This window comes from Sphingopyxis sp. P8, assembly GCF_020622175.1.
Lineage (GTDB): Bacteria > Pseudomonadota > Alphaproteobacteria > Sphingomonadales > Sphingomonadaceae > Sphingopyxis > Sphingopyxis jiangsuensis.
Map to the genome: position 1 here is coordinate 840,304 of NZ_JACNMK010000002.1, position 15,509 is coordinate 855,812.

Annotated in this window: 14 protein-coding genes; 9 read left to right on the plus strand and 5 right to left on the minus strand. The window is 57.8% G+C overall.

Features of this window, described 5'->3' with window-relative positions:
* Window positions 1-2 precede the first annotated feature (2 nt).
* From H7692_RS12515 to H7692_RS12550, 8 genes are all read left to right on the plus strand, one after another.
* Entirely contained in the window at window positions 3-1,496 is a 1,494-nt protein-coding gene (locus H7692_RS12515) for a recombinase family protein (RefSeq protein WP_413541447.1), read from the plus strand.
* Entirely contained in the window at window positions 1,496-2,386 is an 891-nt protein-coding gene (locus tag H7692_RS12520; RefSeq protein WP_227340472.1) for a plasmid partitioning protein RepB C-terminal domain-containing protein, read from the plus strand. The genes H7692_RS12515 and H7692_RS12520 overlap by 1 nt, the downstream gene beginning before the upstream one ends.
* Window positions 2,386-3,276 carry a plasmid partitioning protein RepB C-terminal domain-containing protein gene (locus H7692_RS12525; protein WP_227340265.1) on the plus strand — a complete coding sequence of 297 codons (891 nt, stop codon included), beginning with the start codon at window positions 2,386-2,388 and terminating at the stop codon, window positions 3,274-3,276. The genes H7692_RS12520 and H7692_RS12525 overlap by 1 nt, the downstream gene beginning before the upstream one ends.
* A 462-nt stretch (window positions 3,277-3,738) precedes the next feature.
* The gene (locus tag H7692_RS12530; protein WP_227340266.1) at window positions 3,739-4,107 is read left to right on the plus strand and encodes a hypothetical protein; all 369 of its coding nucleotides are present in this window, start codon (window positions 3,739-3,741) and stop codon (window positions 4,105-4,107) included.
* A 77-nt stretch (window positions 4,108-4,184) separates the two neighbouring features.
* Window positions 4,185-5,492, plus strand: coding sequence for a site-specific DNA-methyltransferase (locus H7692_RS12535; RefSeq protein WP_227340267.1), 1,308 nt, complete (start codon window positions 4,185-4,187; stop codon window positions 5,490-5,492).
* A gap of 3 nt (window positions 5,493-5,495) precedes the next feature.
* On the plus strand, window positions 5,496-5,939 hold the full coding sequence (locus tag H7692_RS12540; protein ID WP_227340268.1) for a DUF5681 domain-containing protein: 444 nt from the start codon (window positions 5,496-5,498) through the stop codon (window positions 5,937-5,939).
* Window positions 5,932-7,470 carry a phage terminase large subunit gene (gene terL, locus H7692_RS12545; protein ID WP_227340269.1) on the plus strand — a complete coding sequence of 513 codons (1,539 nt, stop codon included), beginning with the start codon at window positions 5,932-5,934 and terminating at the stop codon, window positions 7,468-7,470. Before H7692_RS12540 ends, terL begins: the two co-directional genes overlap by 8 nt.
* 119 nt (window positions 7,471-7,589) lie before the next feature.
* A complete protein-coding gene (locus H7692_RS12550) occupies window positions 7,590-8,585 on the plus strand; it encodes a PGN_0703 family putative restriction endonuclease (RefSeq protein ID WP_227340270.1) in 996 nt (331 codons plus the stop codon).
* A gap of 185 nt (window positions 8,586-8,770) precedes the next feature.
* Here the strand turns inward: H7692_RS12550 and H7692_RS12555 are convergent, their stop codons facing one another.
* Window positions 8,771-9,601 carry an NYN domain-containing protein gene (locus H7692_RS12555; RefSeq protein WP_227340271.1) on the minus strand — a complete coding sequence of 277 codons (831 nt, stop codon included), beginning with the start codon at window positions 9,599-9,601 and terminating at the stop codon, window positions 8,771-8,773.
* 93 nt (window positions 9,602-9,694) lie between these two features.
* Window positions 9,695-10,441 (minus strand): endonuclease/exonuclease/phosphatase family protein, encoded by a 747-nt coding sequence (locus tag H7692_RS12560; RefSeq protein ID WP_227340272.1) that lies wholly within the window; start codon window positions 10,439-10,441, stop codon window positions 9,695-9,697.
* A gap of 267 nt (window positions 10,442-10,708) precedes the next feature.
* Between H7692_RS12560 and H7692_RS12565 the strand changes: the two genes are divergently transcribed.
* A complete protein-coding gene (locus H7692_RS12565; RefSeq protein WP_227340273.1) occupies window positions 10,709-11,506 on the plus strand; it encodes a hypothetical protein in 798 nt (265 codons plus the stop codon).
* 228 nt (window positions 11,507-11,734) lie between these two features.
* On the opposite strand, the gene H7692_RS12570 is transcribed toward H7692_RS12565, so the two are convergent.
* From H7692_RS12570 to dcm, 3 genes are all read right to left on the minus strand, one after another.
* On the minus strand, window positions 11,735-13,114 hold the full coding sequence (locus H7692_RS12570; protein ID WP_227340274.1) for an MvaI/BcnI family restriction endonuclease: 1,380 nt from the start codon (window positions 13,112-13,114) through the stop codon (window positions 11,735-11,737).
* A gap of 345 nt (window positions 13,115-13,459) precedes the next feature.
* Entirely contained in the window at window positions 13,460-13,939 is a 480-nt protein-coding gene (locus H7692_RS12575; RefSeq protein ID WP_227340275.1) for a very short patch repair endonuclease, read from the minus strand.
* Window positions 13,936-15,210, minus strand: coding sequence for a DNA (cytosine-5-)-methyltransferase (gene dcm, locus H7692_RS12580; protein ID WP_227340276.1), 1,275 nt, complete (start codon window positions 15,208-15,210; stop codon window positions 13,936-13,938). Before dcm ends, H7692_RS12575 begins: the two co-directional genes overlap by 4 nt.
* Between the last annotated feature and the right edge of the window lie 299 nt (window positions 15,211-15,509).

A 15,509-nucleotide genomic window follows, 5' to 3' on the forward strand; every position in this document is an offset into this window, starting at 1 on the left:
GCATGTCGACCGAACACCAGAAGTATTCAACCGATAACCAGGCATCAGCAATTCGGAAATATGCCGAGCAGCGCGGATACAAAATTGTTCGTACTTATGCCGATGAGGGCAAGAGTGGGCTCAACATTGGCGGCCGTCTCGGCCTGCAGAATTTGCTGAGCGATGTTGAGGCAGGCCGCGCCGATTTTCATGCCCTGCTCGTTTACGACGTCAGCCGCTGGGGTCGCTTTCAGGATCCCGACGAGGCTGCCTCATACGAGCTGCGCTGTCGGCGCGCAGGCGTGCAGGTTCATTATTGTGCCGAGCAGTTTGAAAATGATGGCAGCATCGGTTCGTCGATAATCAAGACTGTCAAAAGGGCGATGGCGGGTGAATACAGCCGCGAACTTTCGGTCAAGGTATTCGCTGGCCAAGCCAACCTGATCCGGCTCGGCTATCGTCAAGGCGGCCCTGCCGGATTTGGTCTACGCCGTATGCTGGTCGATCAGGAGGGCCGGGAAAAAGGCCTGCTGGGCCATGGCGAGCACAAAAGCATAACCACAGATCGCGTTATCCTCGTGCCCGGTCCCACGCACGAAGTCGACATTGTCCGGGAAGTCTACCGGCAGTTCGTTGAAGGTGGGCGCAGCGAGTGGGAAATCGCAAATGACCTAAATGCACGAGACGTCGTGACAGACCTTGGCAGGCCTTGGTCCCGCGGCGCGGTTCACCAATTGCTGATCAATGAAAAATACATCGGCAACAACGTTTGGGCGCGCACTTCCTGTAAGCTAAAAGCCAACCACGTGCGCAATGATCCGGCAGAGTGGGTGCGGGCCGACGGCGCTTTTGCGGGCATCGTTGAGGCGGAACAGTTTAAGGCCGCCCAAGCAATAATTCGGCAGCGAAGCGCACGTCTGACTGATGAGGAGATGCTCGGCGCGCTGTCACAGATCCTGGCGCGCAATGGCTGCCTTTCCGGTCTGATAATCGACGAAACAGAGGACAGCCCATCGAGTAGCTCATTCCGCACCCGCTTTGGGAGCCTCCTGCGCGCCTACACACTGGTGGGCTTCACACCAGATCATGACTACCGATACCTCGAAACCAATCGAAAACTGCGGTCGATGCATCCGGGCATCATGGAAGCGGTCATGGCCGGCATTGAGGGTGCAGGCGGCTCAGTCGTTCGCGATCCCATCACCGACCTGATGACGATCAACAACGAATTCACCGCCTCACTTGTCATCGTCCGGTGTTTCCAGACCTCGGCTGGCTCGCTGCGCTGGAAAGTGCGGCTCGACACGAAATTGAAGCCTAACATCACCGTTGCTGTACGCATGGACAGCAACAACGAGCACCCTCTCGACTATTATCTCCTGCCTCGGCTCGACATGCGGGATGCGATTTTCAGGCTCGCTGAATTCAACGGCCTATCTTTTGACGCCTATCGTTTCGACACGCTTGATGCATTCTATCAGATGGCTGCTCGCGCGCAGTTTCGGAGGGCGGCGTGATGTCATCATTGCCAGCCCAGCGCGTTGAATTGATCCCGATCGACCGGATCACGGTCCTCAATCCGCGCGAGCGTAATCAACGAAACTTCAAAGAGATTGTCGACAATATTGCCAAGGTCGGCCTGAAAAAGCCGATCACTGTGACACGCCGTGCCGAGGCTGGCGGACCCTTTTACGACCTGGTTTGTGGGCAGGGTCGGCTGGAGGCGTATATGGCGCTGGGACAGCTTGAAGTCCCTGCTCTGGTCGTCAGCGCCGATCGGGAAGATTGCCTCATTGCCAGCCTTGTTGAGAACTGCGCTCGTCGCCAACACCATTCGCTCGATCTGCTGCAGGACATCCGCGGGATGGAGCAGCGTGGCTACTCGCAGACGGAAATCGCCAGAAAAACGGGTCTTACCTACGAATATGTTCACGGTGTTTCGCGCCTCCTAGAAAAGGGCGAACGACGACTGCTTCGATCTGTCGAAAGCGGGCACATTCCGCTCAGCGTGGCTGTTGAAATCGCTGAGGCGGAGGATCACGATGTTCAGGCCGCCCTATCGAGCGCATATGAGCGCGGTCTCCTCAAGGGACGTAAACTGCTGACCGCGCGAAAGGTCGTCGAAATGCGGCGCCGGCGCGGCAAGGGCGTCAGGACGGGTGACACTCGCAAGCGTACCCCGGTTTCTGCTGAGGCGTTGGTCAAGGCATATCAGGAAGATGCAGCGCGCAAGCGTTCGCTGATCCACCGAGCTCAGGCAACAAGGGATCGATTGCTCTTCATTGTCGAGGCCCTTCGCCGGCTTTCTGTAGATCAGACATTTATCACACTGCTGGAAGATGAAGATCTGGCAACGCTGCCGCAAAATCTTGCTGAGCGATTGTCGCCAACTTTAGAGCCCGCCTGATGACCCGGAAGCCATGCCAGGATCCCGGAACGGCATTCGAGGACACAACTCTTCGCATTGGGATCGCTGACATCGTCCCTTTGCGCGAGATTCGTCCTGAGGTTCGCAAGTCGGTCAAGTATTGCCAGATAGCATCATCGATCCAGGAGGTCGGCATTATCGAACCTCCAGTCGTCGCGCGTGATCCCAAGGCCACTGGCCGTTTCAGGTTGCTGGATGGCCACTTGCGGCTCGATATCCTGCTTGCCCGAGGCGAGACAGAAGTCGTGTGCCTTGTCGCGACGGAGGACGAGGCGTTCACCTACAACAAGCGCGTTAGTCGCATTGCAATCATCCAGGAGCACCGGATGATCATGAAGGCCGTGAAGCAGGGTGTCTCCGAGGAAAGGCTCGCTCGCACGTTGAACGTGAACATTGCGAGCATCCGGCAGAAGCGAAATTTGCTTGTCGGGATCTGCGACGAAGTTGCCGAACTGCTGCGCGACAAGCATGTGCCTGTGAACACTTTTGTCCAGCTCCGGAAACTCAAGGCCATGCGTCAAATTGCGGCTGCAGAGATGATGGTGGCGATGAATCAGTATTCCATCAGCTATGCCAAATCGATTGTGGCAGCGACGCCAGCTGATCAGTTGGTTGAGGGAAAGTCGCAAGCGGTTCCAGGCCTGTCGGCGGCACAGGCCGATCTTATGACCGAGGAATCCGTTCGGCTGGATCGTGAATTCAAGGCCATCGAGCACAGCTACGGAGTGGATCATCTCGATCTTGTGCTGGCCTCCGCTTATCTCGCAAACCTGCTCGAGAATGCCAGCGTCGTCCGCCACCTAGCCAAGCATCATCCTGAGCTTCTGAACGAATTCCAGAAGATTGCTGACTTGCGAAAAGCAGCATGATGGGGACCCGGACCCGATAAGCGCGGGGACCGCAGGAGACGCCGCACTGTGGGGCGGATCGAGCGCGGCGGTGGGGATGGCGGCGAACCCGCATGAGGCCCACCCGGGGGCCGGAAGGTCCTCGTCAGATGATGCGCGCCAGCCGAGAGAACGGCTGGCGCGCCTCGTCTCGCCATGATCCCCCACGGAGTCACGAGGTGACTGAGATAACAGCTAGGCAGAATGGGATTTATCTTGCCGCCTGAGCACATGAGTGCGCGGTATGCCCACTATTCTTTGACCACCCCGCTAACGGTCGTGCGATATTGTGCGAAGGGCTTGCGCGCGACCGATGAGATGTTGCTGGATGCCTTTCAGCAAATTGACCCTCCCCTGCTTGGGCCGCAGGATAGCCGTACAATTGCCCATATTCTCAGGCGAACGAGCGGCCGACGACCGGGTTCAATGCCTTCGGGAGACATGTTGGCTCAGAAGATCCTCCAATGCAGCCGGAAGGACATTCCAGCGGCATATATTGAACTGTTAGCCTTTCGGCTGAGCAAGCCGAAAGGCCTGACAGAAGCCACCCGCGCAAGAAGGGCCGGGAAGCAACTGAACAAGCTGCAGCGCGATAATATGATCCGGTTTCTCTATGCGCAGTTCAGGGACCTGAGGCCCGATGGCGATTTCGTCGAGCATCCGATTTTGGGGCGGCTGCTAATCCCGTTGAACATATCCAGTCGCAGCGAGCGCGCCCTGTGGCTGGTCCGTGAAGTGATGGACGAGCGGCTGGGATATTATCCTCCCTCAGAGGCCACCATTCGAAACATCATCTCCAGGAAAATTAAATAGACCTCGTTTTCGTGAGTCATCGGGATCCCGGGATGCTCTAACTGGATGGCTCCGTTCTTAATCTGAGGAGCATCCCGTTGAAAAATAGCACTCATCCCGCGGTCGAGATGATCGCCATTTCGGCGATCTCGCCAAACTCGCGCAACGCGCGCACCCACACCGAAAAACAAATTGGACAGATCGCTACAAGCATCGAACGCTTCGGCTGGCTTGTGCCCATCATCATTGATGAGGCGAATATGATCGCGGCGGGTCACGGACGTTGGCTCGCCGCGAAGAAGATGAAGCTGCGCGATGTACCTGTGATCCGTGCGCAATTCGTTACCGACGCCGATCGGCGTGCTTTTGCCTTGGCAGAAAATCGCATCGCTGATCTTTCTGGCTGGGATGAGGCCCTTCTAGCCGAGGAGCTGACATTCCTGTTTGACGATGGTTACGAGCTCGAAATCACCGGCTTCAGCATCGCTGACCTTGATTTCGCGCTACCCGAAGCTGACCAGGCCGAGGCCGAAGATGTCGAACTACCCGACCCGGAAGGCGAGCCAGTATCGAGGCCTGGCGACCATTGGCTGATCGGCCCGCACCGGGTCTTCTGCGGTGACGCCCGCGATGCCAAAAGCTGGGAGACATTATTAGGCGACGACCGCGCCGCAATCGTGTTTGCTGACTGTCCCTATAACGTAAAAATCGATGGGTTCGTTTCTGGCAACGGCCGGAACCGGCATCGCGAGTTTGTGATGGGTGCTGGCGAAATGAACCCGCCGGAATTCACGGCATTCCTGCGCGCGATTTTCCGCAATTGCGTCCGGTTCTCCACCAGCGGTTCGATCCACTACCAGTGCATGGACTGGCGTCATACGCGCGAACTGCTCGATGCCGCTGACGGTGTGTATTCGGAGCACAAGCAACTCATTGTCTGGAAGAAGGACAACGGCGGCCAGGGCGCTTTCTACCGCAGCCAGCATGAACTTGTCTTCGTGTTCAAGTCGGGCAAGGCCAAGCACATCAATAATTTTGGGCTCGGTGAGACGGGTCGTTACCGCACCAATGTGGTCGAGTATGCGGGCGCTAATACCTTCCGTAAGGGCCGTGATGCCGATCTCGCCGCTCACAGCACGGTCAAGCCGACCGCGCTGGTTGCCGACTTTCTGATCGACTGCTCGAACCGCGGCGATCTTGTCGTCGATCCGTGCCTGGGCTCCGGCACCACACTGATCGCTGCCCACCGGACCGGACGGCGGGGTGCCGGGATCGAACTTGATCCAGGCTATGCCGACACGGCAGTCCAGCGTCTGGCTGCAATGGCCGGTATCACGCCAATCCTGGCCGGTGACGGCCGCTCCTTCGATGACGTCGCCGCAGCGCGCAAGATCGAGAGGGCCTGATCCATGACCGATCAAAACGACTATGAGGTGGGCTACGGCAAGCCTCCTGCGCAGAACCGATGGACGAAGGGCCAGTCTGGCAATCCGCGCGGCCGCCCCAAGGCGTCGCGCGGCCTCAAGGCCGATCTTCATGCCGAACTGATCTCGCGCATGGAAATCCAGATGAACGGCAAGCGGATCAGCGGGACCAAGCAACAACTCATGCTAAAGACGCTCACAGCCCGCGCGGCAGCGGGTGACGTCAGGGCGATCAAGGCGCTGGTTGATCTGGTGATGCAGGTGTTCGGCCCCGAAGATCGGGGTGGGGATACAAAGCGGCTTTCTGCCCAGGACCAGCAGATACTGGATGAACTGCTCGGCCGCCGAACGGAGGCAGCGTCTGATGGCACAACGTCATCAGAAAGCGACGCGAATTCGGTTGCTGCGCAGGAGGCTGGTGATGACTAAAGCGTCATTGGACAACCCACAGGCCCTGCTAACACAGCTATGCCGGCATGATTTCACGGCCTTTTTACGCAGAGCCTGGCCGTGGATCACCGGCGGCGACATGCTAGCCTGGAACTGGCATCTTGACGCTATCGCTGAGCACCTTGAGCGCATCAACGCCGGGGATCTGAAGCGCTCCTTGATCAATCTGCCGCCGCGCAATGGCAAGTCGAAGACTGTGTCAGTGATCTGGGTGGCATGGATGCTTGGCTGTGACCCCACTCTGAACTTCGTCTGCGTGAGCTATTCGAACGAGCTCTCCGGCAAGTTTGCCCGTGACTGCCGGGCGGTCATGGAGTCGGCTTGGTACCGCGAGATCTTTCCCGGAACGATCATCTCGCGCGCACGGTCCGCGTCACATGATTTCGAAACGACGCGCGGTGGCGGACGCCTCGCCACATCTGTTGGTGGCTCGCTGACGGGGCGTGGCGGCGACATCATCATCCTCGACGATGTGATCAAGCCTGAGGATGCAAACTCCGAAACCACCCGCAACAGCGTCAACGAATGGTTCAAATCAACGCTCGCATCGCGCTTGGACGATAAGCAAAAGGGCGTGATGGTATGCGTGATGCAGCGCCTCCATGAGCACGATCTGTCAGGGATGCTCCTGGAGCAGGGGGGCTGGGATCACCTTTCGCTGCCCGCCATCGCCACCGAAGAACAATCAATCATGCTGGCGCGCGGCGGTGTCTATCGCCGGCGAGAAGGCGACGTGCTGCACCCTGAGCGCGAACCACTCGAGATTCTGATGGGGCTGAAGGCGTCGATGGGATCGCCCGCCTTCGAAGCTCAGTATCAGCAGCAGCCGCTGCCCGCCGAGGGCAATCTCTTCAAGGCTGAATGGCTGACCTATTTCGAGCAGGATCGTGCTGAGCCACCCTATGGCGAGATTATCCAGTCCTGGGATACCGCGATCAAGATCGGATCGAACAACGACTTCTCGGTCTGCATCACCGCAGTGATGCGAGGAAAAAACGTCCACATCATCGATGTGTGGCGCGGCAAGCTTGAATTTCCGGATCTCGAGCGCAAGGCTATCAATCTGGCGCTACAGCACAGAGCGAGCACCATCATCATCGAGGATAAGGCATCGGGCCAGCAATTGCTTCAGGCCTTGCGAGCCGGCAGTAATCCTGAGGTTCCAACGCCGCTCGGGCGTATTCCGGAGCAGGACAAGTATTCTCGCGCTGCTGGCATCAGCAGCATCGTTGAATCCGGCAAGGTCTTGCTGCCCGACAAAGCAAGCTGGCTTGATGAATTCCGCCGCGAACTGCTGGCGTTCCCAAGTTCGCGGAATGACGACCAGGTCGACGCGCTGGCACAGCTGCTCGACTATGTCCGCAGCCGCTGGATGTATCAGCCTTCGCCATCTGTTGGCGGCACATTGTTCATAATGAACGATGACGGCATTATCGAGACTTACGGCGATGACGATCTTTTCGACATTGAGTCCGACGAATATGATGAAGACCCTTGGGGAGCATCTTGAAGAGCCCGCTCTCATTTTCAAGATGCCAGAATCCGCGTCTCTGACAAATGGATAGAATTGTCTGGCCCTGGTAGTCAGAAAACCGCTCTTTTACTGTAATTAGCGTCAAAGGTGCTGACATGAAGCGAGTCAATTTTGTGAAGCAAATGAAGCAGCATCAGGTGCGCTGGGCAGCTGCCAATGGACTGCATCCGGCCGCCACCGAGAATGGTGGCAGCCGCGACCATGTCCTTTTGCACGAGCGCCGCAGCCAGAATCTGTACGATCCGGATTGGTGGGAATTGATCAGCGGCAAGGAGCACCGCTGGGCCCGTTCTCTGACTTCCAGCCAGTGTTTCGCCGTCAACCTGTTCGGGCCTTTGGTTGACGATCCTGAGCTAGCCAAGCAGGTTTTTGAAAGCTTATTCCCGCACCGGATTGAGGCAGGAATATCGGTCGAGGTCGCCTTGGAATTTGCACCTGAAGAAACAGGAAAATGGCTGGGGGAAGCAGGACAGACCACTCAGGTTGACGCCTGCTTCATCGTCTCACGCAGCGGCGCTCAGGTCGGGTTTGCCTTAGTCGAGGTTAAACTTGCCGAAACCGGTTTTGGCACCTGCCGCGGCGCTAGAGTCGCGGGTGAAAATGGCTCCGGCAATCCTGACCCGAGGAGGTGCGAAGCTTTTGGCCAAGTTCATCGCTCGCCGCAGACAGTTTGCTGGATGGTGACCCGGCACGGGCGGCGTTACTGGGACTGGTTGAACGACACTGATTGGTTTGACCTAAGCCATGTTCCAGATGCCGAGGGCTGCCCCTTCCGCGACGGGGTCTATCAACTCATGCGCAATGCCGTCCTGGCAAGAGCATTGATGGTGGAAGCGGGTGCAGAATGGGCAGAAGTGGCTGTCTGTGTGCACGCGGGCAACCATATCGCGCATATACTCAAATATCCGATCGCCGGCTTGGCTGATGCGCTGGATGCAGCGCGGCTTATTGCCCCCAGAGCGGGTTTCGAGTCCTTAGCCCCTGCGGCAATTGTTGCAGCAACCGAAGCGTCTAATCCATCCTGTTCAGAATGGGCGAGGTGGATGCAAGAGCGCTATGGCTTGATTGCTCTGATCGCTGAGGAAGCGTGACTGCCGATGAGTTCCGTCCCGTAGGGCTGCTCTCATGCTTCGAGCCTCTGGACTTTTGATCCCAACACCCGGTGGAGGATGCACCGAATTTCTGGCTTTCCGCCTCTGATGGATACATCGGTCTTAGCTATGACTGCAGCAGCATGATCTGACAAAGTCTTTCGGCAAATCACTCCTGTGACTTTCTATCGATCAGGACGCGGAGTGCGGTCAGAATTGCGCATATCTGCAACATAGCTTTGGCCGCTTTCGGCCTTGAAAATTTCGAAGAGGCCGGTCGCCTCGAAAAGCTTCGGAAAGTTCTTCACGCCGTAATTACGAGGATCGATTGGCGCTTGCCGCTTCGCCGCACTGCCCGCTGCCGACATGGCTGCCCAGCCATCGTCGTGAGCAGATGCTTCAACCGCGCCACGCAAGACGCGGATGAGTGCTGCATCTTGAGCAAGCACCTTTGCCGTCGGCTTCGGCGGATTGGCTTCGGATTTCGAGACGGTCTTTGTGGCGGCCTTACCTTTAGCTTTTGGAGCATTCGTGGGCTTCAAACTGGCCGTGTCCTCCGGCTCAAAAGCGCCTTCATCGTCAAGGCTGTCGAGATAAAGGAACGTCGTACACGCGTTGACGAAAGGTTGCGGGGTCTTGCGCTCACCAAAGCCATAAACTTCGTGTCCATTGGCTTTGAGTTGCATGATGAGCGGCGTGAAATCTGCATCGCTTGAAGCTATGCAAAACGCGTCCAGATCCTGGGTGTAAAGCAATTCCATCGCGTCGATGACTAGGGCGATATCGGTCGCATTTTTGCCGGCTGAATAGCTGAACTGTTGGATAGGTCGAATTGCAGAATCATGAAGTTTGCTTTTCCAGCCCTTCAACCCGGCACTTGCCCAGTCACCGTACGCACGGCGGATGTTGGCCGTTCCGTACTTTGACAACTCGGCCACAATTGCTGCGACTTTGGTATGCGAAACATTGTCTGCGTCGATAAGCAATGCGATGCGCCGGTTGGGTTTGTTGCTCATAGGTTGGTCGGGTTCCATGCTCTTCCTTTCAGAAAAAGCTATTTCAAATCAATACGACTTCATTCAACAAACCTTCGCATGCGTCGACTGAGCTTATGTCCAATGAAGTTTGAGCTCTTCCGAGTTAGCGATTGATAATTCGGCCCACATGCCGAAATGATCGCTAAGCTTGGTACCGTTTGGGCTAGCGGCTGACAGTCCGCCCACCTTCTTGCAGGATATTCCCTGAGATCCCGCGATGTGATCGATCGCGAAGCCGCAGCCTTCGATTTTGCCGGTCGTGAAGACATTGGCCTGCTCCAATACCGAACGGCACAGAGCTTCGTAAACACGGGCGGGGGCAGTTCGCTTTGGTATTGCCTGGTTGAAGTCGCCCATGACGACGAAGGGCTCTTCAAGGCGGTCCAAGTGGCAACCAAGACCAGAAATATAGGCGAGGTGCTCATCCCAGCGCTTCCTGTCGCGTCGGCCGGTGCTGACGTGAGCTGCCGCCCAAGGGATGCAAACTCCGACAAACCTTAGAAGTCCTGCGCTCGTCTCGGTACAGCCGCTAATGAAACGTCCCGGAGGGAGTATTTCGTCGCCGACTCGGTCGACGGCTTGCCACGGTTGCCTGCTCCAAAGAAGGACCTTGCGGCGGTTTCTGATCAAGGGGTAGCCATAGTCGGCGTCGGCGCAAATGACGTGTCCGCTGCCACGCATGAAGTCGGCATCTGCCTCGGTAATGCAAAGGACCTCGGGGTCGCTCGCGAGCAAACGGTCTCGCATCGTCTTGCCAGCGAGGCTGGTTGGCTGTCTCCAGGCGACGTTCCAAGTCCCTACTTTTACTGTAGTTGCCAAGCGGTCACCTCCTCCTATTCGCCATTACCAACCTTGGGCCACCTAGCCTAGCGTTGCTTCATGCCGCTTGGACACGATGTTGTGTAGCAATCGTCTGTTTAGTGAGGCTCGAACCCGCATTACAGTGAGCGCAAGCTCGCGAAGCCGAACGTCCGAGGCTATAGATGATGCGGCTAGCTTGAGACACGATATCGAAAGGGCCGAGCCATCGCCCGGATTTAGCCCCGGCTGGCGGCAAAGCTGGGGGTCACGTCAGAGGAAATATGAATGCGAGACGACGCGCCTGCTTCGTTATTTCCGGACGAAATCGAAAGCGATGACTGGACACTCTTCCACGGCACATCGGTTTCAGCTGCCGCCGCTGTAGACGAACGCGGGCTCCTTCCACACTCGAGTCTTGCTACAAAGGAGATGGTAAGTCGCGTCCTCGCCATCATTGAGGAGATCGACTGGATTTCATCCAGTGCCGTGCCACTCATATCATTTTCCCAAGGATTTGACCTTGTCCACGGCAGAAGCCCAATATTTTTGGCCGAAACAAGCCAGCGTGCAGCTGGCTACGCTTCAGAAGATTTTGCTGGCGGTGAGAAATTAAGTCGAATTCGAAAGACAATCGATGATCTTGAGGTCTTCTTGACGGACAAAGCTCTGCGTGAAGAGCATTATGCGTCCAAGGCGAGAATCTACGAGAGGTACAAGGGCGTCATGCATCCTGATCAACTCGAAAGTCTTCGACCGAAGTTTATCGATCTCCATTGGCTATCCGAACAGCTTGACGGTTTGGGAGATATTCGCCGTGTCGCAGATGAAGCGAAGGCCGAGCATGCGCAAGGAGTGGTGCTTGCCTTGCGGCTCGAGCCAGATGATGTGAAAAAAATGGTGTGGCATAAATCAATGGGAATCATGACCTTTGCACACATTCCTGCCAGCAGGATTGTTGATAGGGCGGCAGTTCCAAGGGACTTCGTCGGCGGTCCACGTGCGGACCCATTCCTTCTCCCATTTCATGAGAAGGCCATCGCTTCAGCCTTGAAGCCCTGGACCATCGAATGGTCCGGGGGGTGAAACGAAGGTTTTGGCCCCACTAGCGGTGCAAGACCGAATGCGAAGTGATCTTATGTAAAACGGGGTTCGAGCCCGGTGCCGCCAACGACTGCTGGCCGCGCCTTATTGGCCACCCTCGACTCTTCGATGTTCGAACATTTCAGTCTTTCTGCCAGCGGCCACGGCGTCGGTTCCGCGCAATTCCTCACCAAATCAACAAAGCAAATCCGCACGCGCCCGCAGGCCCCATCAAGTTCCATTCATCTCATCGGACAGCGAGATCGTCCGCACGTCATTGTAGAGGTCCCGGGCCGCCTTCGCGATGTCGTTGACGCGCCATTGCGACCGGCGCTTCGTGAGCGCTGCGTTTCCGGCGCAGTACTTCGGTGCGGGGTCCAGAAAGAGCGTTCCGTTGTAGAGCGCCTCGAACAACTGCTCCGCTGACGTTTCGCGGCACCACAATACCCGGTCACCGAACTCCACGTAATGGCGGTACCCGGCCGCGCCGAGTTCAGCGTCGTCACACTTCATCTTCACCGCCGGGATGTAGACGGCCTCATTATGCTTTGATGACCAGCTGTTCAGCATTCGGCTCAATGACCATCCGGCGGCGAGGTTGCCAGCGTCGTCGAACAGTCCGAGATGCACGTCGTCGTCGACGCTACCAGAAATGGGTGTACCACGGGCGTGGTTCATGACCCGCAGCGTCAACCCACTCTTCTCGCAGCGGATGCCTACACGATGAATCCCGGTCACGCGAAGGTGTCCGTTCTCGTCCGGATAGCCGTAGGTGGTCATGAAGCTGGAGAAGTCTGCCGCATAGAGCCCCATGTCCGGTTCCGGTGTGAACAGGGTGACCTTCTTCTGTGTGTGGGTCTTGAGCTCGATACCCTCGAAGTCGCCATCCTTGCCGCTGTTCGGGATGATCCCCAGCTCGTGCTCGAGCGTGTAGCCGCACACCTGCGTTCCGTTGAACGGAAGCGTTGCACCGGCTGCATTCAGCCGACGCCCGGGCAGCTTGCGACCTGAAGCCGCAGCGAGCAAGGCGATGAGCCGCTGCGGCGCTGTGGTCCGAAGACGCAGGTGCCTCCAGACCCGCGAGCCGGTGGCGCTGGGAAGACCGGCAACGTCGTCGATGAACTGCTGCGGCGGATTGGCTACCATCATCGCAACGGCCTGGCCGCTGCCACGGCGACCAAGGACGAGGTATCGCACCGCATTCGGCTGAGCTTTAGTGTAATCGACCGACAGCGAAACCGGCATGGTGTTCTCGATCGTGCTGAACCCGCTGAGCCGGGTTTCGGGATACTGTGCGTAGATGATCATTCGCACATCGCGGGCGCGAACCTCTCGGCCTGTATCATCGACCCAGAAGAAGTCGCGAAATACCGCCTCGGGAATCAATGCGCCCGCCGCCTGACCTCCCTTCTTGCCACTCGTCGAGGCGCCCCTGTCAGCGAATGTCACGTCGAAGGTAGGGTAGAGCGGCGTGAAGTCCCTGCCGGAGTAGATCTGGTTCTTGTCGTTGTGGTTGCGGGTCAGCGGCTTGATGAGAGCTTCGGTGACGCCGTGCGCACCAAGAACGGCAATCAAATCGGCGACTGTGGGGGGACAATGTTCAAACGCCATAATGTCCTCTCGAGCTTACTTTGAGGACAGAATGTAGGGTGGCAGATCAGCTGCACAACCCCCATCAGCTGGGCGAAAACCCGGCGAAAGACTGATGGTGGAGTTCAAGTATATGATTATATGAGAGATAAAGTTTCTCAGTTGTGAAAAACTGAGTCTCGCTGAGGCTTGCTGATTTCCTCTTGGGTGATTGCCGGTCAGCTTGAACTGGCCGTTGTCTCACTCGCCGCGCAGGACGCCAGCCTGTTCAAAAAAAGGGCACTCAGTAGCGGCTGCCGCGCTTGGCGCCTGAGCGACGACGGCTTTGCTAGCTACAGTACTTCGGGGGTCAGTGAGGCCATCTCATTATGGCGTCTGGTGAACTGTGATCGTCCTGGATCCTCCCACCGAAAGGAATGGGGTCGGCGAGTTCAGGAAATCGACCAGCTCAGCAAGGACTCCATCAACCGGCGTTCTACGAGGCCCCTTAATCTGACACTCCCACACTTCCGCCATACGCCAGCCCTGCTTCAGCAGCGCCTTTCGGTTGCGCGCATCGCGTGCAATGTTCGCGGCAATTTTCTCCCTCCAGAACTCCGGCCGCGTGGCCGGCCAGCGGAACAGCGGGCAGTCATGCCCGTGCCAGAAGCAGCCTCGAACCTCGATCACCGCGCTGCGCGAGGTGAACACCATGTCCGGCTTCCCGGGCAGGCCCTTGCCATGAAGACGGAACCGAAACCCCATGCGGTGGAGCCCCGACCGGATCAGCAGTTCAGGCTTCGTATCGCGACCCCTGATCCCGGCCATCATCCGGCTGCGGGTGGCGGGATCCACGATGTCGGTCAAAGCGGCACCAGCTCGCGGGGTACGTAATCGCCGGGCGAAGTGAGCGCCGTCTCATTCGAACCGGCCGGAGCATCCCTGCCCAGCGCGCGCATCAGCGCAGGCTGCATGGCGCGGGCAATCGCCTCGACCACCGGCACCACCACAGCATTGCCGAACTGGCGATAGGCCTGTGTGTCAGAAACCGGGATTTGCCAATTGCGCCCGTCCCGCTCGAACCCCATGAGCCGCGCGCACTCGGTCGGGGTGAGCCGACGCGGGCGGGTGCCCTTCTGCTGGATCAGGATCTCCGAGCCATCCTTGTGGTAGCGTGCCGAAAGGGTGCGCGCGACGTCGTCCGGCCCATGCGCCGTGAACCCGAACCCGTTACCGGCCTTCTCGTGCTTTTTGCGGTAATCCTGCAGATACTGCCAGAGGTTGGGGGTGAGGGTGTATTTAGGATCGATTTCGTTATGCGAGTGCAGGATGGCACCCAGCTTCGGCCATTCCTCCTCTGGTGGTACGCACCGGTCGAAATCCTCGAACCGGAACCCTGCATCCTCACGGAAGCCGACGATGAAGATCCGCTGCCGCTTCTGCGGAACGAACGGCGCCGAGCTGATGATCCGGGTCTCGATCCGGTAGCCCAGATCCTCCTCAAGTGTGCGCCGGATCACCTCGAAGGTGCGGCCCTTGTCATGGCTCTTCAGGTTTTTGACGTTCTCGAGCAGAAAGGCCGAGGGGCGGTGATGATCGAGGATCCGCGCGATCTCGAAGAACAGATTGCCCTGTTCCTCACAGGCAAACCCATGGGCACGGCCCAACGAGTTCTTCTTCGACACACCGGCCAGCGAGAAGGGCTGGCACGGGAACCCCGCCAGCAGCACATCAAACGGCGGGATCTTCGAGGGATCCTCGCCATAGGGCCGGATGTCGCCGGCAAAGACATGATCATCGCTGTCGGGAAAGTTCTGGCGATAGGTTTTCTGCGAGTAGCGATCCCATTCGCTGGTAAATACGCATTTGCCGCCGATCGCTTCGAAGCCGATCCGCATGCCGCCGATGCCGGCAAACAGGTCAATGAAGCGGAAGGCGGGCTCGCTGCCGAACGAGAAGGCCGAGCGCCGTGCCGCGGCCAGCTCGCACATCTTCGCGGCAACCAGTTTCGGGACATTGCTCTGACCGGCGATGTAGCGACGCACCTGGCGCACTGAGGTTCCGAATTCGTCTGCCAGCACTTCGACCGGAATTCCCGCCCTTGCATGGTCCTCGATGAAGCGGCGGTTCCTGTTCATATGCTGTCCTTCTGGAGGCGCCCAACAAAAACTGGGTCACTTGTGGACATGGTGGCAGGAGGACTCCCGGAAGGCAAGGATTTGTTCGCGTTTTGTCTCGGGTGCGTCCACAGCTGTGAAGCACAGTTTGGCCACCAGCGAATGTGCAGCATGTTCGGCACTATTAGTCAGTGACAAGAAGCTCCATAAGCCCTGCCGCAGCTGGCATAGGACAAGACCGTCTGGAGGCGCCGTGGGTTGCGCACGACCTGTCTATCGACAATGTGCAATTTCCGACATTGAGGGTTTTCCAAAACTGA

What these genes read in the sequence shown, in the direction of transcription:
- H7692_RS12515 (WP_413541447.1), top strand. Translation starts at nt 3, where the DNA reads ATGTCGACCGAACACCAGAAGTATTCAACCGATAACCAGGCATCAGCA.
- H7692_RS12520 (WP_227340472.1), top strand. Translation starts at nt 1,496, where the DNA reads ATGTCATCATTGCCAGCCCAGCGCGTTGAATTGATCCCGATCGACCGG.
- H7692_RS12525 (WP_227340265.1), top strand. Translation starts at nt 2,386, where the DNA reads ATGACCCGGAAGCCATGCCAGGATCCCGGAACGGCATTCGAGGACACA.
- H7692_RS12540 (WP_227340268.1), top strand. Translation starts at nt 5,496, where the DNA reads ATGACCGATCAAAACGACTATGAGGTGGGCTACGGCAAGCCTCCTGCG.
- terL (WP_227340269.1), top strand. Translation starts at nt 5,932, where the DNA reads ATGACTAAAGCGTCATTGGACAACCCACAGGCCCTGCTAACACAGCTA.
- H7692_RS12550 (WP_227340270.1), top strand. Translation starts at nt 7,590, where the DNA reads ATGAAGCGAGTCAATTTTGTGAAGCAAATGAAGCAGCATCAGGTGCGC.
- H7692_RS12555 (WP_227340271.1), bottom strand. Translation starts at nt 9,601, where the DNA reads ATGAGCAACAAACCCAACCGGCGCATCGCATTGCTTATCGACGCAGAC.
- H7692_RS12565 (WP_227340273.1), top strand. Translation starts at nt 10,709, where the DNA reads ATGCGAGACGACGCGCCTGCTTCGTTATTTCCGGACGAAATCGAAAGC.
- H7692_RS12570 (WP_227340274.1), bottom strand. Translation starts at nt 13,114, where the DNA reads ATGGCGTTTGAACATTGTCCCCCCACAGTCGCCGATTTGATTGCCGTT.
- dcm (WP_227340276.1), bottom strand. Translation starts at nt 15,210, where the DNA reads ATGAACAGGAACCGCCGCTTCATCGAGGACCATGCAAGGGCGGGAATT.